The following is a 22,285-nucleotide window of genomic DNA, read 5'->3' on the forward strand; positions in this document are numbered from 1 at the left end:
AGATGTGTATAAGAGACAGCTCGTCCGAACGGCCGCTCATGAGCGCTCACGCCGCCCCCGCCCCCAAAGCGCTGTCGCAGCGCGCCGCATTCAAGGCCGCCAAGGCCGAGCTGCTCGAGCGCTTTCGCGGCGCGACCAACGTCGCGTCGCTGATGCACGCGCTGTCGAAGCTCACCGACGACGCGCTCAAGCGCGTCTGGGACGACTGCGGGCTGCCCGCGACGCTCGCGCTCGTGGCCGTCGGCGGCTACGGCCGCGGCGAGCTCGCACCGCATTCGGACGTCGACATCCTCGTGCTGCTGCCCGATACGCACGACGAAGCGCTCGACGCGCGCATCGAGCGCTTCATCGGCATGGCATGGGATCTCGGGCTCGAGATCGGCAGCAGCGTGCGTACGGTCGCGCAGTGCATCGAGGAAGCGTCGCAGGACGTGACCGTGCAGACGTCGCTGCTCGAGGCGCGCCGTATCGTCGGCAGCACCGCGCTGTTCGAGCGCTTCACGGTCCGCTATCACGAGGCGCTCGACGCACGCGCGTTCTTCACCGCGAAGGTGCTCGAAATGCGGCAGCGCCACGCGAAATTCCAGGACACGCCGTACAGCCTCGAGCCGAACGTGAAGGAAAGCCCCGGCGGGCTGCGCGACCTGCAGACGATCCTGTGGATCGCGCGCGCGGCCGGCTTCGGCAGCAGCTGGCGCGAACTCGACACGCGCGGGCTCATCACCGATCGCGAGGCGCGCGAGCTGCGGCGCAACGAAGCGTTCCTGAAGACGCTGCGCGCGCGGCTGCACGTGATCGCCGGCCGCCGCCAGGACATGCTCGTGTTCGACCTGCAGACGCAGGCGGCCGAAAGCTTCGGCTATCGGCCGACGCCCGCCAAGCGCGCGAGCGAGCAGCTGATGCGCCGCTACTACTGGGCCGCGAAAGCGGTCACGCAGCTCGCGACGATCCTGATCCAGAACATCGAGGCGCAGCTGTTCCCCGCGACGAGCGGCATCACGCGCGTGCTGTCGCCCGATCGTTTCGTCGAGAAACAGGGGATGCTCGAAATCGTCGACGACGGCGTGTTCGAGCGCCATCCCGACGCGATCCTCGAAGCGTTCCTGCTGTACGAGACGACGCGCGGCGTGAAGGGGCTGTCCGCACGCACGCTGCGCGCGCTGTACAACTCGCGCGAGATCATGAACAACGCGTGGCGGCGCGACCCGCAGAACCGCCGCACGTTCCTGCAGATCCTGCAGCAGCCCGAAGGCATCACGCACGCGTTCCGGCTGATGAACCAGACGAGCGTGCTCGGCCGCTATCTGCTGAATTTTCGCCGCATCGTCGGCCAGATGCAGCACGACCTCTACCATGTGTACACGGTCGACCAGCACATCCTGATGGTGCTGCGCAACATCCGCCGCTTCGCGGTGGCCGAGCATGCGCACGAATATCCGTTCTGCAGCCAGCTGATCGGCAATTTCGAGCGTCCGTGGGTGCTGTACGTCGCCGCGCTGTTTCACGACATCGCGAAAGGCCGCGGCGGCGACCATTCGACGCTCGGCATGGCCGATGCGCGGCGCTTTTGCCGCGAGCACGGCATCGCCGGCGACGATGCGGCGCTGATCGTCTGGCTCGTCCAGCACCATCTGACGATGAGCCAGGTCGCGCAGAAGCAGGACACGAGCGATCCCGACGTGATCCGGCGCTTCGCCGAACTGGTCGGCAACGAGCGCCGGCTCACGGCGCTGTATCTGCTGACCGTCGCCGACATCCGCGGCACGAGCCCGAAAGTGTGGAATGCGTGGAAGGGCAAGCTGCTCGAGGATCTGTACCGGATCACGCTCGCGGTGCTCGGCGGCGCGAAGCCCGACGCGCACTCGGAACTGAAGTCGCGCCAGGAAGAGGCGCTTGCGCTGCTGCGCCTCGAGACCGTGCCCGACGACGCGCACCGCGCGCTGTGGGATCAGCTCGACGTCGGCTTCTTCCTGCGCCACGACGCCGCCGACATCGCGTGGCAGACGCGCGTGCTGTACCGCCACGTGAACGCCGAGACGGCGATCGTCCGCGCGCGGCCGTCGCCCGTCGGCGATGCGCTGCAGGTGCTCGTCTACGTGAAGGACCGCCCCGACCTGTTCGCCGGCATCTGCGCGTATTTCGACCGCAATGGACTGTCGGTGCTCGACGCGCGCGTCAGCACGACGCGGCACGGCTACGCGCTCGACAACTTCATCGTCACGCGGCCCGAAGGCGACGTCCGCTATCGCGACATCGCGAATCTCGTCGAGCAGCAGCTCGCGTCGCGGCTGACCGAGGCCATGCCGCTGCCCGAACCGTCGAAGGGCCGGCTGTCGCGGCTCTCGCGCACGTTCCCGATCACGCCGCGCGTCGACCTGCGGGCCGACGAGCGCGGCCAGTACTACATCCTGTCCGTGTCCGCCAACGACCGGCCGGGCCTTCTCTATTCGATCGCGCGCGTGCTGGCCGAGCACCGGGTCGGCGTCCATGCGGCGCGGATCAATACGCTCGGCGAACGCGTCGAGGACGTCTTCCTGCTCGACGGTGCCGGCCTGTCCGACAACCGGCTGCAGATCCAGGTGGAAACCGAATTGCTGCGCGCGATCGCAGTCTGAACCAACTCCAGCGTTTATGCGCACCAAATTGACCGTCAAGAATCCGCGGCCGGCATCGCCGAGCCGCGCACCTGTCCGTTCGGGCAGCCTCGTCGCCCGCAAGCCGGTGCGCGCCGCAGCGCCCGCCGCGGCAGCCAAGCCGGCGCGACCGAAACCGGCCGCCGGCACGCCGGCCGCAGGCCCGCGCCCGGCCAAGCCGCGCGCAGCGGCGAGCGCGAATGCGCCGCGGCCCGATCGCGACACGGCTGGCGAAGGCGCGAAGCGCAGCAGCTTCGGCGAGCGTCGTGCGTCGTCGGAACGCCCGGTGCGTCGTAATGACGACGATGCGCGTCCGCGTCGCACGGGCGCTACTGAAGGCGGCAAGCGTGCACCGTATCGCGACACCACCGCCAGTGGCGAAGGCGCGAAGCGTGGCAGTTTCGGCGAGCGTCGTGCGTCGTCCGAGCGTCCGGCGCGTCGTAGTGACGACGAGGCACGTCCGCGTCGTACGGGCGCCGCTGAAGGCGGCAAGCGCGCACCGTATCGCGACGGCGCGGCCGGCGAAGGCGCGAAGCGTGGCAGTTTCGGCGAGCGTCGTGCGTCGTCCGACCGTCCGGCGCGTCGTAATGACGACGATGCGCGTCCGCGTCGCGCGGGCGCTACTGAAGGCGGCAAGCGTGCACCGTATCGCGACGCCGCGGCCGGCGAAGGCGCGAAGCGTGGCAGTTTCGGCGAGCGTCGCACGTCTTCCGACCGCCCGGCGCGCCGCAACGACGACGATGCACGTCCGCGTCGCGCGAGCGCCGCTGAAGGCGGCAAGCGCGCACCGTATCGCGACGCCGCGACCGCCGGCGAAGGCGCGAAGCGCGGCAGTTTCGGCGAGCGTCGTGCGTCGTCCGAGCGTCCGACGCGCCGCAACGACGACGATGCACGTCCGCGTCGCGCGAGCGCTGCGGAAGGCGGCAAGCGCGCACCGTATCGCGACGCCGCTGCCGGCGAAGGCCCGAAGCGCGGCAGCACCGCCGAGCGCCGCCCGTCCGGCAACGCGCGACTGAAAACCGCCGAACCGGTGAAGCGCCGCGCCGCGGACGTCGATCGCGGCGACGAAGCCGGCCTGATGCGCCTGTCGAAGCGGATGTCGGAGCTCGGTCTCTGCTCGCGCCGCGAAGCCGATGAATGGATCGAGAAAGGCTGGGTGCTCGTCGACGGCGAGCGCATCGACACGCTCGGCACGAAGGTTCGCGCCGATCAGCGCATCGAGATCGACGAGCGCGCGCAGGCCGCGCAGGCCGCCCAAGTGACGATCCTGCTGCACAAGCCGGTCGGTTACGTGTCCGGCCAGGCCGAAGACGGCTACGAGCCGGCCAGCGTCCTGATCACGCGTGAAAACCACTGGAGCGGCGACCGTTCGCCGCTGCGCTTCTCGCCGCAGCATCTGCGCGCGCTCGCGCCGGCCGGCCGGCTCGACATCGACTCGACGGGCCTGCTCGTGCTGACGCAGAACGGCCGGATCGCCAAACAGCTGATCGGCGAACAGTCGGACGTCGACAAGGAATACCTGGTGCGCGTGCGCTTCGGCGACCGTCTGACCGACATCGACCAGCACTTCCCGGCCGAACGGCTCGCGCAGCTGCGGCACGGCCTCGAGCTCGACGGCGTCGCACTGAAGCCCGCGATGGTGAGCTGGCAAAACGGCGAGCAGCTGCGCTTCGTGCTGCGCGAAGGGCGCAAGCGTCAGATCCGCCGGATGTGCGAACTCGTCGGTCTCGAGGTGATCGGACTGAAGCGCGTGCGGATGGGCCGCGTGACGCTCGGCGCGCTGCCGCAAGGCCAATGGCGCTACCTCTCCGCCGACGAGCAGTTCTGACCGGCACGCCGCGGCCCGCACCGCGCGTGCACCGCATCAACGAAAAAGCCCGCCATCGACGGCGGGCTTTTTCTTTCTCCGTTCATCACGACGCGCGCGGCGGCATGGTCGCCACGCCTGCGGCATCGGCCGTCAATCGTCCGCGGCCGGATCGAGTCCCGGAAACAGCACTTCGGTGAAGCCGAATCGCGTGAAGTCGGTGATCCGCATCGGATACAGCTTGCCGATCAGGTGGTCGTATTCGTGCTGGACCACGCGCGCATGGAAGCCTTCGGCGACGCGATCGATCTTCGCGCCGAACTGGTCGAAGCCGCTGTAGCGCACCTTCGCATAGCGGCTCACGACACCGCGCATCCCCGGCACCGACAGACAGCCTTCCCAGCCCTCTTCCATGTCCGGCGGCATGTATTCGAGCTTCGGATTGATCAGCACCGTCTCGGGAACGGGCGGCGCGTCCGGATAGCGGTTGTTGCTGCCGAAGCCGAAGATGATGATCTGCAGCCCGATGCCGATCTGCGGCGCCGCGAGCCCGGCGCCGTTCGCGTGATGCATCGTCTCGAACATGTCCGCGACGATCTCGTGCAATTCCGGCGTGTCGAACCGGTCGACCGGCCGCGCGACCTCGAGCAGGCGCGGATCGCCCATCTTCAGGATTTCGCGAATCATCGCGTGTTGCCCTCCAGGAGTTGATGCAGCCCGTCTTCGTCGAGCACCGGAATGCCGAGCGCTTCGGCCTTCGCGAGCTTGCTGCCGGCTTCGGCGCCCGCGATCACGTAATCGGTCTTCTTCGACACCGAGCCGGCCACCTTCGCGCCCGCCGCCTCGAGCATCTCCTTCGCGTCGTCGCGCGTGAGGTTCGGCAGCGTGCCGGTCAGCACGACCGTCTTGCCGGCGAGCACGCCCTGCGGCGCCTTCGGCGCGGGCGGCCCTTCCGGCCAGGTGACCTTGCCCGGCGCGCGCAGCTGCTCGATCACGGTCCGGTTGTGCTCTTCCGCGAAGAACTGGTGGATCGATTCGGCGACGATCGGCCCGACGTCGTTCACTTCGAGCAGCTCGTCGATCGTCGCGTTCATGATCGGGTCGAGCGAGCCGAAATGCTTGGCGAGATCCTTCGCGGTCGATTCGCCGACATGGCGGATGCCGAGCGCGTAAATGAAACGCGCGAGCGTCGTGTGCTTTGCCTTCTCGAGCGAATCGAGCAGATTCTGCGCCGATTTCTCCGCGAAGCGGTCGAGCTCCGCGAGCGTCGCGAAGCCGAGGTTGAACAGGTCGGCCGGCGTGCGTACGAGGTTCAGCTCGACGAGCTGGTCGATGATCTTCTCGCCGAGCCCGTCGATGTCGAGCGCGCGCCGCTGCGCGAAATGCCACAGCGCCTGCTTGCGCTGCGCGGGGCAGAACAGCCCGCCCGTGCAGCGCGCGATCGCCTCGTCGGGCAGCCGCTCGATCTTCGAGCCGCATACCGGGCATTCGGTCGGCATCACGAATTCGGCCGCATCGGCCGGACGCCGGTCGAGCACGGCGCCCACCACCTCCGGAATCACGTCGCCGGCGCGCCGCACGATCACCGTATCGCCGATCCGGATGTCCTTGCGGCGCACCTCGTCCTCGTTGTGCAGCGTCGCGTTCGTGACGGTCGCACCGCCGACGAACACGGGCTCGAGCCGCGCGACCGGCGTGATCGCGCCGGTGCGGCCGACCTGCACGCCGATGGCGACCAGCTTCGTCAGCGCCTCCTGCGCGGGGAATTTGTGCGCGAGCGCGAAGCGCGGCGCACGCGACACGAAACCGAGGCGATCCTGCTCGTCGCGGCGGTTCACCTTGTACACGACGCCGTCGATGTCGTACGGCAGCGACTCGCGCTTCTCGCCGACCTTGCGGAAGAAGTCGAGCAGCCCCTGCGCGCCGTACACGACCGCGCGCTCGCGGTTCACCGGCAGCCCGAGCGCCTCGTACCAGTCGAGCAGCGCGCTGTGCGTATCGGGCATCGGCATCCCGTCGAGCACGCCGATGCCGTACGCGAAGAACGAGAGCGGACGCTGCGCGGTGATCTTCGGATCGAGCTGGCGCAGGCTGCCGGCCGCCGCGTTGCGCGGGTTCGCGAACTCGCGCTGCTCGGCCGCGCGCTGGCGTTCGTTCAGACGCGCAAAATCGCGCTTGAACATCAGCACCTCGCCGCGCACGTCGAGCACGGCCGGCACGCGGTCGCCCTTCAGCTTCAGCGGAATCGAGCGGATCGTGCGGACGTTTTCGGTCACGTCCTCGCCGGTCGTGCCGTCGCCGCGCGTCGACGCCTGCACGAACACGCCGTGCTCGTAGCGCAGCGAGATCGCGAGCCCGTCGAACTTCAGCTCGCACGCGTATTCGACGGGATCCGTCACCGAGCCGGCGAGATCGGTCGTCTTGCCCAGCGCGTCGGCGACGCGCTTGTCGAACGCGACGATGTCGTCATCGGCGAACCCGTTGTTCAGCGACAGCATCGGCGCATCGTGAACGACCGGCGTGAAGCCGCTCGCGACGGCGCCGCCGACGCGCTGCGTCGGCGAATCGGGTGTGACGAGATCGGGATGATCGGATTCGAGCTGCTGCAGCTCGCGGAACAGCCGATCGTATTCCGCATCGGGCAGATCGGGCTGGTCGAGCACGTAGTACGCGTGGTTCGCGCGTTCGAGCTGGTCGCGCAGCCAGGCGGCGCGCGCATCGGGTTGACTGGCTGGCGGTTCGGCTTGGGTTCGGGCCATGCTGGCGGCAGATTCTTGCGAAAAAAATCGAATGCCGAATTATCTCAGTTTGGCGCCGTGCCGGGGGCGCGGCCTGCGTGCAGGCGCGATGCTGCGTCGCCGCATCGCGATCGCGCGCGGCGACCGGCCGGCATACGCCGCGCGCGGTCGCCCGAATGCCTGCGTTACTGGCTGAACAGGCGTCGCGTGACCGGCGAGCCGGCCGGAATGCCCGCTTCCTCGAGCTTCGCGTAGAGCTTCATCAGCTGCTGCTCGATCGCGAGCAGCGTCGATTCCGGCAACGGCCGGCGCGAGTCGTCGACGACGCGCGCGCCGATCCGCTCGGACAGCGACTTCGCGTAATCGCACATCAGCCGGAACGGCAGGATGTCTTCCTCGGCGACCGGCACGTCGAGCACGAGCGTGATCATGTCGCCGCCCTTGTAGGTGAGGTCGTCGCGCAGGAAGTTGGTGTCGCCGAACTGCAGCATGAATACCGGATTCTGCTTCGCGTCGAGCTTCACGAAGCGCGTGCCGTCGCGCGACAGCAGCAGCCCGTCCTGCGACGCGACAGCCTGCACGTAGTTCGCCGACCACGGCGCCCCGTCGGACAGCACGTTGATCGACAGCTGCGCGTCGCACTGCGCGGCAAAGCCGTCGAGCTCGCGCGCCATCGCGACGGTTTCCATCATGTCCGGGAATTCGGGTGCGCCGTCGATCGCGTCCGCGAACTGCTGGACGCCCGTCACGAACTCGGAGAACTCGAGCTCGTTGAGCGCGCCGCTGCGGTTCGCGAGCTGCGCGGCCGCACGCAGTTCCTCGTAGCGCACGCCGTTTTGCAGCAGCTCCCAGTGGCCGCCTTCCGGCTTGCCCTCGATATGCACGGGCTTGCTGCCCGCGCGGCGCAGCCGCTGCGCGGCCGGCAGGATCTTGTCGCCCGGCAGCGGCGCGCCGAGCCGGATCGGCACGATGCAGTCGATGCGGCGATCGACGACGGCCGGCGGCGCGGACGAAATGGTCGTCGCGGCCGGCAGCACCGGTTCCGCGCGCTCGGCGGACTCTGCCGTCGCGGCAGGCGCCTCATGCGCATCGGCGCTCGCGTCGGCCGGCTCGCTCGCTTCGTCGCGCGCAGCGGTATCGACGCGCGTCTCGGCACCGGTCGCTTCGGCCTGCAGATCGGCCGGCGTGTCCGCGGGCGCCGCGCCGGCCGATACGCCGCCGAACGTCGGCTCGACGCGCGCGGCTTCGGCCGACGCGCCGCCGGCGGCGACCGGTGCGGCCGCGGCCGGCTCGCGCCGCACGGGCTGCCGGACCGGCTCGATGAACGGCAACTCGTCGTCGCGCTCGGGGCGGCTGATCGCCTCGGCCGTCTCTTCAGGCATCGGACGCGGCATCCTGCGCCGCACCTTTGCCCCCTGCCACGCGTTGTAGACCACGACGCCGCCCACCACGACGGCGCCCGCGCCGATCAAACCGAGTGTCAACTCGTCCATGCACGCTCCATCAGCAATTCTTTTACGTCGAACCGCGAGCGGGCGCCCATGCGCCGCGCGCCCGCGGTCCGGTTTGGTCAAACGTCAATTCTGGGCAAAACCGGCGGCGGTTTCCATGTCCACCGCGACGATCCGCGACACGCCCTGCTCCTGCATCGTCACGCCGATCAGCTGCTGCGCCATTTCCATCGCGATCTTGTTGTGCGAGATGAACAGGAACTGCGTCTTGTCCGACATCGCGCGCACCAGATTCGCGAAACGCTCGGTGTTCGCGTCGTCGAGCGGCGCGTCGACCTCGTCGAGCAGACAGAACGGCGCCGGATTCAGCTGGAACATCGCGAACACGAGCGCGGTGGCCGTCAGCGCCTTCTCGCCGCCCGACAGCAGGTGAATCGTCGCGTTCTTCTTGCCGGGCGGCTGCGCCATCACCTGCACGCCCGCATCGAGAATCTCGTCGCCCGTCATGATCAGCTTCGCCTGGCCGCCGCCGAACAGGCGCGGGAACAGATCGCTGAAGTGACGGTTGACCTCGTCGAAGGTTCCCTGCAGCAAGGTGCGCGTTTCCTGGTCGATCTTGTGGATCGCGTCCTCGAGCGTCGTGATCGCGTCGGTCAGGTCCGCCGATTGCGCATCGAGGAACACCTTGCGCTCGCTCGCCGCCTTCAGCTCGTCGAGCGCCGCCATGTTGACGGGGCCGAGCGCATTGATCGCGTTGTTCAGCCGCGTGACTTCGCCCTGCAGATACGACGGCTTCAGATCCGGCGTCAGCTTGTCGCGCAGCGCTTCCTCGTCGACCTCGGCCGCCGCCAGCTGCTCCGCGAACTGCTCGACGGACAGGCGCGCGGCCTGCTCCTTCAGCTGCAGCTCGGTGATGCGGTCGCGCAGCGGCTGCAGCGAACGCTCGGCGACGAGACGCTGCTCGTCCATCGCGCGCAGCTTCGCGGTCAGATCGTCGAGCTCGATGCGCGCCGCCTGCAGCGCGGCTTCCTTCACCGCACGGATTTCGAGCGCGTCCTGCAGCCCGGTGTGCGCGGTCTGTTCGTTGATCGTCTCGAGTTCGGCGCGCGCGTCCTCCAGCGAGGCGGCGACGCGCTCGCTCTGTTCGTGCGCGACCTGGATGCTGCGCTTGAGCTCGTCGATCCGCGTCACCGCGTTGCGCGCCGCGAAGCGCGCGTCGTTCGCGCCGCGCTCGAGATCGCGCGCTTCCTGACGCGCGTGCGTCAGCGATTCGTCGAGCGCCTCGAACGCGAGCTGGTTGTCCTCGAAGCGCGCCTGCAGCTCCGCGAGCTCGCCATCGAAGCGCTCGAAATTCGCTTCCGACTCCGCGCGCAACGCGCGCTGCTCGTCGATCTGGGCGCCGATCTCCTCGAGTTCCTCGCGGATCTGCGTGCTGCGTTGCGTATAACGCTCGTGCGCCTGCGCGAGCTTCAGCACGTCCAGTTGCAGCGCATGCACGCGCTGCGTCGCGCGCTCGGCCTGCGCGCGCACGTCGCCGAGCGCCTGCGTCGCCTGCGTATGCGCGGCTTCCGCACGCACGGCCGCGGTGCGCGCCTCGTCGGCGAGCAGCGCCTGTGCGCGCACCTGGCGCGTCAGATTCTCGATTTCCTGCTGGCGCGCGAGCATCCCGGCCTGCTCGGAGTCGGCCGCATACAACTGCACGCCGACGCGCGTGACGATGTGCCCGGCCTTCACGACGAACGCGCCGCCGGCAGGCAGCTGCGCTCGCGCCGCGAGCGCCTGGGCGACGTCGTCGGCGACGTACACGTTGCCGAGCCAGTCGTTGAGCACCGCGCGGATGCCGGCGTCGTCGATGCGCACGAGCGACAGCACGGGCTTCAGCCCCGCTGCCGGCGCCGGCGGCTCGCCGGCGGGCGGCGGCGCGTAGAACGCGAGCTTGGCGGGCGGCGCGTCGGTCGCGAACGCCTTCACCCAGTCGAGATTCGACACTTCGAGTGCCGCGAGCCGCTCGCGCAGCACCGCTTCGAGCGCAGCTTCCCAGCCGGGTTCGACATGCAGCTTTTTCCAGAGCCGCGGCAGCGCGCCGAGCTCGTGCTTGTCGAGCCACGGCTGCACCTTGCCTTCGGTCTGCACGTTTTCCTGCAGCTGCTTCAGCGCGGCAAGCCGCGCCTCGAGCTGGTGGATCTGCGCGCTTTCGGCCTGTACGCGCTCCTGCGCGGCGCGGCGCTCGGCGTCCAGACGCGGCACCGTTTCCTGCGCATCGGCAAGCCGCGCCTGCGCTTCGGCCAGAATTTCCTCCTGCTCGGCGAGCTGCATGCGCAGTTCCTCGAGCTGCGCCTCGTCAGGCGCATCGAGCCCGCTAGCCTCGGCCTTCAGCCGCTCGTGGCGCTGCTGCAGCTGCTGCAGCTGCTGATCGGCGTTGCGCTGGTGCGCGGCTTCGAGTTTCAGCGACTGTTCGGTCTGGGCGATCCGCGCGCGCTCGTCGTTGAGCTGCGCCTGCGCGTCGCGCCACTTCGCTTCGAGCGCCGGCAGCGCATCGTGCTTCGCGGCGGCTTCGTCCTCGGCGAGCGCGGCCTTCTCGTCGGCGATCGCGCGCGCTTCTTCGGCTTCCTCGAGCTCGTCCTGCGCCTTCTCGGCCTGCGCGCGCCATTGCTCGCGCTGCGCGTTCAGCGCGGCGATCTGCGCCTGCACGCGGTTGCGCGATTCGACGATGAACTTGATCTCGGCCTCGAGGCGGCTCACTTCGGCGTTTGCCTCGTAGAGCGCGCCCTGCGCGCCCTGCATCGCGTCGCTCGCGGCATAGTGCGCGACGCGCAGCGTCTCGAGCTGCGATTCGACTTCGCGCAGCTTGGCGGTCTGCGCTTCGAGGTCGATCTGCGCCTGCTCGATCGCGCGCTGCTGCTTCTGCTGCTCGGCCGCGGCCTCGTTCTTGCGCAGCAGCCACAGCAGGCGCTGCTTCTCCTCGCCTTCGGCGACGAGCTCCTTGTACTTCGTCGCGACGACGGCCTGCGCCTCGAGCTTCTCGAGGTTCGCCGCGAGTTCGCGGATGATGTCCTCGACGCGCGTCAGGTTCTCGCGCGTGTCGTGCAGCCGGTTCTCGGTCTCGCGGCGGCGCTCCTTGTACTTCGACACGCCCGCGGCTTCCTCGAGGAACACGCGCAGCTCTTCGGGCTTCGCCTCGATGATCCGCGCGATCATCCCCTGCCCGATGATCGCGTACGCGCGCGGGCCGAGGCCGGTGCCGAGGAAGATGTCCTGGATGTCGCGGCGGCGCGCGGGCAGGTTGTTGATGTAGTAGCTCGACGTGCCGTCGCGCGTGAGCACGCGCTTCACGGCGATCTCGCCGTACTGGCCCCACTGGCCGGCCGCGCGGCCGTCGGAGTTGTCGAAGATCAGCTCGACGCTCGCCCGGCTGCCGGGCTTGCGGGTCGTCGAGCCGTTGAAGATCACGTCCTGCATCGACTCGCCGCGCAGCTCGGAGGCGCGCGACTCGCCGAGCACCCAGCGCACGGCGTCGATGATGTTGGATTTGCCGCATCCGTTCGGGCCCACCACGCCGACGAGCTGGCCCGGAACCTGAAAATGCGTGGGATCGACGAAGGATTTGAAGCCAGCGAGTTTGATCGAGCTCAGACGCACGGCGGTATCGGATGTGAAGAAGAGGTGAAACGAACAGCGGCGCGCGGCGCGGGGGCTGTCAGCCCTGGCGCGCACGCACCCCCGGAATTCAAAAACGGGGCCGCGCACTCAAGCGCCAGGCCCCGCAAACGGCTTCAATCATACCATCGCGCGTGCGCCGTTCTGCCCGTCGCCGGGTTTGTCCTGCGCGGGTGCCGCGCGGTGGACGCGGCTCGACAGCAGCGTCGCGAGCACGATGCACGCGCCGCCGGCCCACTCGCGCGCGGTCGGCAGCTCGTTCGCGAACACCCATGCGGACAGCGCGGTGATCACGATCTCGAACAGCATGATGATCGATGCGCGGTTGGCCGGCACGCGCGCGAGGCCGTACTGCACGAGCAGATTGTTCGCGGCCATCGTCACGCCGATCGCGACGACGATCAGCGCCGCGACGCCGAGCGCGCCGCTCGCCGGCACCGGCGGCAGCCCCTCGATCAGCGACGCGATCGCGCCGAACGCGGCCGCGCCGCCGAACAGCGTCGCGGTACGCATCTCCGCGCGCATCGACGGCAGCTCGCGGCTCGCCTTGATGACGAGCACGTTGCTCATCGCGAAGCTCAGGCCGGCCGCGAGGCCCGCCCATTCGGCCGGATTGGACGGCAGCGGCAGGCCGAGCCGCGGCGACCACAGCATCAGCATCGCGCCGCCGATCGACAGCGCGGCAAGCCCCGCGCCGGCCCAGGTCAGCCGTTCGCGCAGCAGGAAGTGCGCGTAGATCGCGGTCCAGGCGGGCGTCAGGTAGAACAGCAGCATCACGCGCAGCACCTCGCCGTGGATCGTGCCCCACACGAAGCCGAGATTGGTCACGCCGGCCGTCAGCGCGATGCCGGGCAGCACCCAGTGCCAGCGCAGCGTCGCGATCGCGCTGCGCCGCGCGACGATCACGAACAGGAACGCGACGACGCTCGTCAGCGCGCTCGCGAGCGTGCCCGTCACGCCGAGCGACGCGAGGATGCGCAGCGGATACCAGATCACGCCCCACACCGATGCGCCGATCAGGATCGCGAGTGTCGGCAGGCTGCCGCGTACCGCGTTGTTCATTGTTTCGATACCCTTCGTTCGTACCGCCGGGCCGCCCCGCGGGCCGCCCGTGACCGGATTTCGTCACGCTATAATCGTCCGTTGCGACGCGCGCCGCCGGCGCCCGTTCGCCGCCGCGGCGCGCCGCCGCTCCTTTCGCTCCAACCGGCCGCGATGGCCGCTTCGCCCGTGAACCCTCGACTCGACTCGCTCCAGCCCTATCCCTTCGAAAAGCTGCGCGCCCTGTTCAAGGACGTGACGCCCCCTGCCGGCCTCAAACCGATCAGCTTCGGCATCGGCGAGCCCAAGCACCCGACGCCCGCGCTGATCCGCGACGCGGCCGTGGCCGCGCTCGACGGCCTCGCCGCCTATCCGGCGACGGCCGGCTCGGACGCGCTGCGCACGTCGATCGCGCGCTGGCTCGAGCGCCGCTACGGGCTGCCGGCCGTCGACGCGGCGACGCAGGTGCTGCCGGTCTCGGGCTCGCGCGAGGCGCTGTTCTCGCTCGCGCAGACGGTGATCGACAGCCGCCCGGCCGAAAGCGGGCAGAAAGCGATCGTACTCTGTCCGAATCCGTTCTATCAAATTTACGAAGGTGCGGCGCTGCTGGCCGGCGCCGAGCCCTATTTCGCGAACAGCGATCCGGCACGCAACTTCGCCTGCGACTACGCGGCCGTGCCGGACGACGTCTGGGCGCGCACGCAGCTGCTCTACGTCTGCTCGCCGGGCAACCCGACCGGCGCCGTGCTGACGCTCGACGACTGGCGCGAGCTGTTCGCGCTGTCCGATCGCCACGGCTTCGTGATCGCGTCCGACGAGTGCTATTCGGAAATCTATTTCGACGAAGCGACGCCGCCGCTCGGCGGCCTCGAGGCCGCGCACCGCCTCGGCCGCGGCTTCGAGCGGCTCGTGATGCTGTCGAGCCTGTCGAAGCGCTCGAACGTGCCCGGCATGCGCTCGGGCTTCGTCGCGGGCGATGCCGCGCTGCTGAAGAAATTCCTGCTGTACCGCACGTACCACGGCGCCGCGCTGTCGCCCGTGTGGCAGCACGCGAGCATCGCCGCGTGGAACGACGAGGCGCACGTGCGCGAGAACCGCGCGCTGTACCTGCAGAAGTTCAGCACCGTGACGCCGATGCTCGCCGACGTGCTCGACGTGAAGCTGCCGGACGCCGCGTTCTATCTGTGGGCGAACGTCGCGCGCACCGGCCTGTCGGACACCGAGTTCGCCCGCCGCCTGTACGCCGACTATAATGTGACGGTTCTGCCCGGCTCGTACCTCGCGCGCGACGCGCACGGCACGAACCCGGGCCGCGATTTCATCCGGATCGCGCTCGTCGCGGGCACCCCCGAATGCGTCGAGGGCGCGCAACGCATCGTCGATTTCTGCCGCGGCATCGCGCAGTAAGACGTCCATCCCGATCAATTCCATCCATCTCCTGCGAAAACGAACATGTCGCAACAACTTCAGCAAATCATCGATAACGCCTGGGAAAACCGTGCGGAGCTGTCGCCGAAGGCCGCGCCCGCCGAAGTCCGCGAGGCCGTCGCTCATGCGATCGAGCAACTCGACAAAGGTGCGCTGCGCGTCGCCGAGAAAATCGACGGCAACTGGACCGTGCACCAGTGGCTGAAGAAAGCCGTGCTGCTGTCGTTCCGCCTGGAGGACAACGCGCCGATGCCGGCCGGCGGCTATTCGCAGTTCTACGACAAGGTGCCGTCGAAGTTCGCGAACTACACGGCCGAGGATTTCGCCGCGGGCGGCTTCCGCGTCGTACCGCCGGCCATCGCGCGCCGCGGCTCGTTCATCGCGAAGAACGTCGTGCTGATGCCGTCGTACACGAACATCGGCGCATACGTCGACGAAGGCACGATGGTCGATACGTGGGCGACCGTCGGCTCGTGCGCGCAGATCGGCAAGAACGTGCACCTGTCGGGCGGCGTCGGCATCGGGGGCGTGCTCGAGCCGCTGCAGGCGAACCCGGTCATCATCGAGGACAACTGTTTCATCGGCGCACGCTCGGAAGTCGTCGAAGGCGTGATCGTCGAGGAGAACTCGGTGATCTCGATGGGCGTGTATCTCGGCCAGAGCACGAAGATCTACGATCGCGAGACGGGCGAAATCAGCTACGGCCGCATTCCGGCCGGCTCGGTCGTCGTCGCGGGCAACCTGCCGTCGAAGGACGGCTCGCACAGCCTCTACTGCGCCGTGATCGTGAAGAAGGTCGACGCGAAGACGCGCGCGAAGGTCGGCCTGAACGAGCTGCTGCGAGGCGACTGATGGCCAGGCCGCGCACCGTGGTCGTCTACGGCATTCCGAACTGCGACACCGTGAAGAAAGCCCGCGTGTGGCTCGACGAACACGGCGTCGCGTTCGAATTCCACGACTTCAAGAAAGCCGGCGTCAGCGCGCCGCTGATCGAGGACTGGCTGAAGGACGTGCCGCTCGACACGCTCGTCAACAAGCGCGGCACGACCTGGCGCGCGCTCGACGACGCCATGAAGGCCGCCGCCGACACGCAGGCCGGCGCCGTCGCGCTGATGATCCACAAGCCGTCGGTCATCAAGCGGCCGGTGCTGGTCGTCGACGGCCGCGTGAAATCGGTCGGCTTCGCGGCCGACCAATACGCGGCGCTGTTCGCCGCCTAGCGCCGCCGGCGCAGCGCGCGACGTCTCATCGCTGCCGGCCACCGCGCCGGCATTTTTTATCGAAAGTGGTCCGAACCATGTCCGCCACCCTAGCCCTTACCGAACAACTGATCGCGCGCGCCTCCGTCACGCCCGACGACCAGCATTGCCAGCAGATCATGACCGAGCGCCTCGCCGCGCTCGGTTTCGATTGCGAGACCGTCGCGTCGCACGGCGTGACCAACCTGTGGGCCGTCAAGCGCGGCACCGACGGCCGCGACGGCAAGCTGCTCGCGTTCGCGGGCCACACCGACGTCGTGCCGACCGGTCCGCTCGAGCAATGGACGTCGCCGCCGTTCGTCCCCGCCCATCGCGACGGCAAGCTGTACGGCCGCGGCGCCGCCGACATGAAGACCTCGCTCGCGGCGTTCGTCGTCGCCGCCGAGGAATTCGTCGCCGCGCACCCCGACCACCGCGGCGCGATCGCGTTCCTGATCACGAGCGACGAAGAAGGCCCGGCCACCGACGGCACCGTGAAGGTCGTCGAACTGCTCGAATCGCGCGGCGAGCGTCTCGACTACTGCATCGTCGGCGAGCCGACGTCGACCGCCGAGCTCGGCGACGTCGTGAAGAACGGGCGCCGCGGCTCGATGTCCGGCGAGCTGATCGTCAAGGGCGTGCAAGGCCACATCGCGTATCCGCATCTCGCGAAGAACCCGATCCACCTGCTCGCGCCGGCGCTCGCCGAACTCGCCGCCGAGCAGTGGGACGAAGGCAACGAGTACTTCCCGCCGACCACCTGGCAGGTGTCGAACCTGCGTGCCGGCACAGGCGCGACGAACGTGATCCCCGGCCACGCGGATCTGCTGTTCAACTTCCGCTTCTCGACCGCGAGCACCGTCGAAGGCCTGCAGGCACGCGTGCACGCGATCCTCGACAAGCACCAGCTCGACTACACGCTGAAGTGGACGGTGAGCGGCCTGCCGTTTCTCACGCCGCGCGGCGAGCTGTCGAATGCGCTCGAGCACGCGATCCGCGCGGAGACGGGCCTCACGACCGAGCTGTCGACGACGGGCGGCACGTCCGACGGCCGCTTCATCGCGCGCATCTGCCCGCAGGTGATCGAGTTCGGTCCGCCGAACGGCAGCATCCACAAGATCGACGAGCATATCGAGGTGCGCTTCGTCGAGCCGCTGAAGAACGTGTACCGCCGCGTGCTTGAACAACTGATCGCCTGACGGAGCCTCGCATGACGACCCCTTTTGCCACCGTTCGCGACCTGCTGCGCTACGCCGTGACGCGCTTCTCGAAGGCGAAGCTCGCATTCGGTCACGGCTCGGACAACGCCTATGACGAAGCCGCGTATCTCGTGCTGCATACGCTCGACCTGCCGCTCGACACGCTCGAACCGTTCCTCGACGCGCGGCTGCTGCCCGACGAAATCGCGGCCGTGCTCGCGGTGATCGAGCGACGCGCGGCCGAGCGCGTGCCGGCCGCCTATTTGACGCGCGAAGCGTGGATGCACGGCCACCGCTTCTACGTCGACGAGCGCGTGATCGTGCCGCGTTCGTTCATCGGCGAGCTGCTCGACGACGGGCTGCAGCCATACGTCGCCGATCCCGAGCAGGTCGGCGCGGTGCTCGAGCTCTGCACGGGCTCGGGCTGCCTCGCGATCCTCGCGGCGAGCGCGTTCCCGAACGCCGAAATCGACGCGGTCGATCTGTCGGCCGATGCGCTCGAAGTCGCGCAGATCAACGTGCGCGACTACGGCCTCGAAGACCGGATCACGCTGCACCGTGGCGATCTGTATGCGCCGCTGCCGGCATTCCGCGCGCAGCCCGACGCGCGCTACGACGTGATCCTGACGAACCCGCCGTATGTCAACGCGGCCTCGATGGCGAAGCTGCCGCCCGAATACCGCCATGAGCCCGAGATGGCGCTCGCGGGCGGCGACGACGGCATGGACATCGTGCGGCGTATCGTCGCCGAGGCGCACAACTGGCTGCACGACGACGGCGTGCTGGTCGTCGAGATCGGCAACGAACGCGAGCATGTCGAAGCGGCGTTCGGCGGGCTAGAGCTCACGTGGCTGCCGACCAGCGCGGGCGACGACAACGTGTTCCTGATCCAGGCGGCGGACCTCCCCCGCAAGGGCTGAACCGGCGATGCAGGCGGCGCGGCAACCCGCTGCGCCGCCCCCTTGGGTAAGATGCGCGTACGCGGCCGCCGCGCCGCACGACTTCAGGAGTCCGTCACGCGCCCATGACCCTCGACTGGCTACACCTCGGCACACTGATCCTGGCCATCCACGTGCTCGGGATCGTCGCGGCCTTCCACGCGATCCTGAACACGCGGACGTCACAAGGCGCCATCGCATGGGCGGTCTCGCTCGCCGCGATGCCGTACCTCACGCTGATCCCCTATCTGTTTCTCGGCCGCAGCAAGTTCTCCGGCTACGTCGACGCGCGCCGCCACGAAACCGAAGCGTTGCGCACGCACACACCGCGCGCGCCGTGGCTCGACGCGAACGCGGGCGACCGGCCGGCGGCCGATGCGCTCGGCCAGGCCGCAGTGCTCGCGCTCAGGCGGCTCGGCGGCATGCCGTTCGTCGGCGGCAATTCGGTGCGCACGCTCGTGAACGGCGACGCAACCTTCGCGGCGATTCTCTCGGCGATCGACGCCGCGCGCGATTACGTGATCGTCCAGTTCTTCATCGTGCGCGACGATGCGCTCGGCCAGATGCTGCGCGACGCCCTGCTCGCGCGCGCGGCGGCCGGCGTGCGCTGCTATCTGCTGTACGACAGCATCGGCAGCTTCGACCTGCCGCGCAGCTACGTCGACGCGCTGCGGCGCGGCGGCGTCGAAGTCCATCCGTTTGCGACACATCGCAAGTTCGTCAACCGCTTCCAGCTCAACTTCCGCAATCACCGCAAGATCGTCGTCGTCGACGGCACTCGCGCGTTCGTCGGCGGACACAACGTCGGCGTCGAATATCTCGGCGGCAACCCGCGCCTGTCGCCGTGGCGCGACACGCACATCGAGATACGCGGGCCGGCCGTCGCGAGCATCCAGTACGTGTTCGCCGAAGACTGGCACTGGGCGACACAGACGCTGCCGTCGCTCGCCGCGCCGCCGGCCGCGATGCCGGACGACGACATGCACTGTCTCGCGGTGCCGATGGGGCCGGCCGACAAGCAGGAAACCGGCTCGCTGTTCTTCGTCGAGGCGATCAACGCGGCGCGCGAGCGCGTCTGGATCACCACGCCGTACCTCGTACCCGACGAGGCCGTCGTCGCGGCGCTGAAGCTCGCGGTGATGCGCGGCGTCGACGTGCGCATCCTGATCCCCAGCCGCCGCGATCACTACGTCGTGTTCGAGGCGTCGAAGCTGTACGCGCGCGACCTCGTCGATGCAGGCGTCAAGGTGTTCCGCTACCGGCCGGGATTCCTGCATCAGAAGGTCGTGCTGATCGACCGCGTCGCCGCGGCGATCGGCAGCGCGAATCTCGACAACCGCTCGTTCCGGCTGAACTTCGAGATCATGGTGCTGACGATCGATCGCGCGTTCGCCGATGAAGTGGCCGCGATGCTCGCCGCGGACTTCGCGCAGTCCTACGAGGTCGATACGAACGAGTACCGGCAGTCGCCCGCATGGCGGCGCATCGCGATGCACGTCGCGCGGCTGTTCGCGCCGATCCTGTAGCCGCCGGCCCGCGTGCCCGATGCGGGCCCGCGCCGCGCGTCAGAGCAGCTTTTCGATATCCGCGGCGATGTCCTCGGGCTTCGTCGACGGCGCGTAGCGCTTCACGATGCGCCCGTCGCGGTCGATCAGGAATTTCGTGAAGTTCCACTTGATCGCCTTCAGGCCGAAGATGCCGGGCGACTCGTCGGTCAGGTAGCGATACAGCGGATGCGCGTTCGGACCCTTCACGTCGATCTTCGCGAATATCGGAAACGTGACGCCGTAATTGCGCTCGCAGAAGGCGCCGATCTGCTCGGCGTCGCCCGGCTCCTGCTTGCCGAACTGGTTGCATGGAAAGCCGAGCACGAAAAAGCCGCGCGCCGCGTAGCGTTCGTACAGCTTCTGCAGCCCCGCGTACTGCGGCGTGAAACCGCACTCGCTCGCGGTATTGACGATCAGGAGCACCTTGCCGCGATAGACATCGAGCGTGCTCGGCACGCCGGCCAGCGTGTCGGCGCTGAATGTATACAGGGAAGACATCGGGCACTCCTTTGACGAAACCGGATCGACGTGAATGCTACGGCAAATCGGGCCGTCGCGACATTGGCCGGACGGCCGATGCGTGCGCGAACGGTGCGCAGTCTAGAATAGCGGTTTTGGCCAGTCATTTCCGCCGTGATCCGTTTCAATCAGTTCAGCCTTGCGCGCGGCACCAAGCCGCTGTTCGACTCGGCCTCGTTCGTGCTCAATCCCGGCGAGAAAGCCGGCCTGATCGGCGCGAACGGCGCCGGCAAGTCGACGCTGTTCGCGGTCCTGCGCGGCGAGCTGCACGCCGACGCCGGCGATTTCTCGATGCCGCCGTCGTGGCGGATCGCGCACGTGTCGCAGGAAACGCCCGCCGTCGATCGCTCCGCGCTCGACTACACGCTCGACGGCGACGCCGCGCTGCGCGAGATCGAGGCGCGCATCGCCGCTGCCTCGGCCGCCCATGACGGCGCGGCCGAAGCCGAAGCGCACGCCGCGTTCGCGGACGCCGACGGCTACACCGCGCCCGCGCGCGCGGAAGCGCTGCTGCTCGGCCTCGGCTTCACGCTCGCGCAAACGCGCGAGCCGGTCGCGAGCTTCTCGGGCGGCTGGCGGATGCGGCTGAATCTCGCGCAGGCGCTGATGTGCCGGTCCGATCTGCTGCTGCTCGACGAGCCGACCAACCACCTCGATCTCGACGCGATCGTCTGGCTCGAAGACTGGCTGCACCGCTACCCCGGCACGCTGATCGTGATCTCGCACGATCGCGAATTCCTCGACTCGATCTGCAACGTCACGCTGCATCTCGAGAACCGGCAGATCAAGCGCTACGGCGGCAACTACTCGCAATTCGAAGTGTTGCGCGCTCAGCAGCTCGCGCTGCAGCAGAGCGCGTACGAGAAGCAGCAGAAGACGGTCGCGCACCTGCAGAGCTTCATCGACCGCTTCAAGGCGAAGGCGACCAAGGCGCGCCAGGCGCAAAGCCGGATGAAGGCGCTCGAGAAGATGGAGCTGATCGCGCCCGCGCACGTCGCGTCGCCGTTCGCGTTCGAGTTCCGCACGCCGGATGCGGCGCCGAACCCGATGATGGTGATGGAAGACGTGCGCTGCGGCTACCGTGCGGACGACGGCACCGAGACTCCGATCGTCGAGCGCGTGACGCTGTCGATCCAGAACGGGCAGCGCATCGGCCTGCTCGGCGCGAACGGCCAGGGCAAGTCGACGCTGATCAAGACGCTGGCCGGCACGCTCGCGCCGCTGTCCGGGCACGTGCGCGAAGGCAAGGGGCTGACGATCGGCTATTTCGCGCAGCACCAGCTCGAGACGCTGCGCGAGGACGATTCGCCGCTCGCGCATCTGGCGCGGCTCGCGCCCGACACGCGCGAGCAGGAACTGCGCGACTTCCTCGGCGGCTTCAACTTCTCGGGCGACATGGCGACGAGCGCGGTCGGCCCGTTCTCGGGCGGCGAGAAGGCGCGTCTCGCGCTCGCGCTGATCATCTGGCAGAAGCCGAACCTGCTGCTGCTCGACGAACCGACGAACCACCTCGATCTCGAGACGCGTCATGCGCTGACGATGGCGCTCGCGCAGTTCGAAGGCACGCTGATTCTCGTCTCGCACGATCGGCACCTGCTGCGCGCGACGACCGACCAGTTCATGCTCGTCGCGAAGCACCGGCTGCAGCCGTTCGACGGCGATCTCGACGATTACCGCGACTGGCTGCTCCAGCATGCGGCCGAGCAGCGCGCGGCCGCGAAGGCGGAAGGTGCCGCCGCATCGGGCGCGGCGCCGGCCGTGAACCGCAAGGACCAGAAGCGCCAGGCGGCCGAGGAGCGGCAGCGTCTGTCGCAACTGAAGAAGCCGCTGCAGACGCGCATCACGAAGCTCGAGAAGGAAATGGAGACGCTGCACGCGGAGAAGGCGCGCCTCGATGCGTTCGTCGCCGATCCGGCGAGCTACGAGGCCGCGCGCAAGGCCGAACTGACCGATGCGATCCGCAAGCTCGGCGACGTCAACGCGCGGCTCGAAGCGATCGAGGCGGACTGGCTCGCCGCGCAGGAAGAACTCGAGCAGATCGGCTGAGGGCGGCACGCCGGCCGGCGGCCACGCAGCGCCGATTCAGCGC

At 68.7% G+C, this 22,285-nt stretch carries 15 protein-coding genes; 9 read left to right on the forward strand and 6 right to left on the reverse strand.

The features are described from left to right. The first annotated feature begins 38 nt into the window (after positions 1 to 38). Both ACSHSS_RS22210 and ACSHSS_RS22215 read left to right on the forward strand, forming a co-directional pair. Positions 39 to 2,615: a [protein-PII] uridylyltransferase gene (locus tag ACSHSS_RS22210; RefSeq protein ID WP_445545550.1), complete on the forward strand. Its 2,577-nt coding sequence runs from the start codon at positions 39 to 41 to the stop codon at positions 2,613 to 2,615. A 16-nt stretch (positions 2,616 to 2,631) separates the two neighbouring features. Continuing rightward, positions 2,632 to 4,461: a pseudouridine synthase gene (locus ACSHSS_RS22215; protein WP_445545551.1), complete on the forward strand. Its 1,830-nt coding sequence runs from the start codon at positions 2,632 to 2,634 to the stop codon at positions 4,459 to 4,461. A 132-nt stretch (positions 4,462 to 4,593) separates the two neighbouring features. Here the strand turns inward: ACSHSS_RS22215 and def are convergent, their stop codons facing one another. The 5 genes from def to ACSHSS_RS22240 all read right to left on the reverse strand — a co-directional run bounded on the left by def (position 4,594) and on the right by ACSHSS_RS22240 (position 13,348). Continuing rightward, positions 4,594 to 5,127 (reverse strand): peptide deformylase, encoded by a 534-nt coding sequence (gene def / locus ACSHSS_RS22220; RefSeq protein ID WP_006402641.1) that lies wholly within the window; start codon positions 5,125 to 5,127, stop codon positions 4,594 to 4,596. Then, positions 5,124 to 7,199, reverse strand: coding sequence for an NAD-dependent DNA ligase LigA (gene ligA, locus ACSHSS_RS22225; RefSeq protein ID WP_053297129.1), 2,076 nt, complete (start codon positions 7,197 to 7,199; stop codon positions 5,124 to 5,126). The genes def and ligA overlap by 4 nt, the downstream gene beginning before the upstream one ends. A 164-nt stretch (positions 7,200 to 7,363) precedes the next feature. Beyond that, positions 7,364 to 8,671, reverse strand: a complete 1,308-nt coding sequence (locus ACSHSS_RS22230) for a cell division protein ZipA C-terminal FtsZ-binding domain-containing protein (RefSeq protein WP_048806005.1) — start codon at positions 8,669 to 8,671, stop codon at positions 7,364 to 7,366. Positions 8,672 to 8,755: 84 nt separating this feature from the next. Continuing rightward, the gene (gene smc, locus ACSHSS_RS22235) at positions 8,756 to 12,268 is read right to left on the reverse strand and encodes a chromosome segregation protein SMC (protein ID WP_012467647.1); all 3,513 of its coding nucleotides are present in this window, start codon (positions 12,266 to 12,268) and stop codon (positions 8,756 to 8,758) included. Between the two features lie 138 nt (positions 12,269 to 12,406). Next, a complete protein-coding gene (locus ACSHSS_RS22240; protein ID WP_006402637.1) occupies positions 12,407 to 13,348 on the reverse strand; it encodes a DMT family transporter in 942 nt (313 codons plus the stop codon). A gap of 153 nt (positions 13,349 to 13,501) precedes the next feature. On the opposite strand from ACSHSS_RS22240, the gene dapC reads away from it, so the two are divergent. The 6 genes from dapC (at position 13,502) to cls (ending at position 19,656) form a co-directional block, all read left to right on the forward strand. Beyond that, a complete protein-coding gene (gene dapC, locus ACSHSS_RS22245; protein WP_059783375.1) occupies positions 13,502 to 14,734 on the forward strand; it encodes a succinyldiaminopimelate transaminase in 1,233 nt (410 codons plus the stop codon). Between the two features lie 45 nt (positions 14,735 to 14,779). Then, positions 14,780 to 15,607, forward strand: a complete 828-nt coding sequence (dapD, locus tag ACSHSS_RS22250) for a 2,3,4,5-tetrahydropyridine-2,6-dicarboxylate N-succinyltransferase (protein WP_006402635.1) — start codon at positions 14,780 to 14,782, stop codon at positions 15,605 to 15,607. Further along, positions 15,607 to 15,975 carry an ArsC family reductase gene (locus tag ACSHSS_RS22255; protein WP_006402634.1) on the forward strand — a complete coding sequence of 123 codons (369 nt, stop codon included), beginning with the start codon at positions 15,607 to 15,609 and terminating at the stop codon, positions 15,973 to 15,975. The genes dapD and ACSHSS_RS22255 overlap by 1 nt, the downstream gene beginning before the upstream one ends. A gap of 77 nt (positions 15,976 to 16,052) precedes the next feature. Then, on the forward strand, positions 16,053 to 17,192 hold the full coding sequence (dapE, locus tag ACSHSS_RS22260; RefSeq protein WP_006412849.1) for a succinyl-diaminopimelate desuccinylase: 1,140 nt from the start codon (positions 16,053 to 16,055) through the stop codon (positions 17,190 to 17,192). Positions 17,193 to 17,203: 11 nt separating this feature from the next. After that, the gene (gene prmB / locus ACSHSS_RS22265) at positions 17,204 to 18,112 is read left to right on the forward strand and encodes a 50S ribosomal protein L3 N(5)-glutamine methyltransferase (protein WP_217261754.1); all 909 of its coding nucleotides are present in this window, start codon (positions 17,204 to 17,206) and stop codon (positions 18,110 to 18,112) included. Positions 18,113 to 18,216: 104 nt separating this feature from the next. Next, positions 18,217 to 19,656, forward strand: a complete 1,440-nt coding sequence (cls, locus tag ACSHSS_RS22270; protein WP_445545552.1) for a cardiolipin synthase — start codon at positions 18,217 to 18,219, stop codon at positions 19,654 to 19,656. Positions 19,657 to 19,695: 39 nt separating this feature from the next. Here the strand turns inward: cls and ACSHSS_RS22275 are convergent, their stop codons facing one another. Beyond that, positions 19,696 to 20,175, reverse strand: coding sequence for a glutathione peroxidase (locus tag ACSHSS_RS22275; RefSeq protein WP_006402630.1), 480 nt, complete (start codon positions 20,173 to 20,175; stop codon positions 19,696 to 19,698). A 135-nt stretch (positions 20,176 to 20,310) separates the two neighbouring features. On the opposite strand from ACSHSS_RS22275, the gene ACSHSS_RS22280 reads away from it, so the two are divergent. Next, a complete protein-coding gene (locus ACSHSS_RS22280) occupies positions 20,311 to 22,242 on the forward strand; it encodes an ATP-binding cassette domain-containing protein (protein WP_217104805.1) in 1,932 nt (643 codons plus the stop codon). The last annotated feature ends 43 nt before the right edge of the window (positions 22,243 to 22,285 follow it).

It is taken from the genome of Burkholderia sp. BC1 (genome assembly GCF_052683555.1).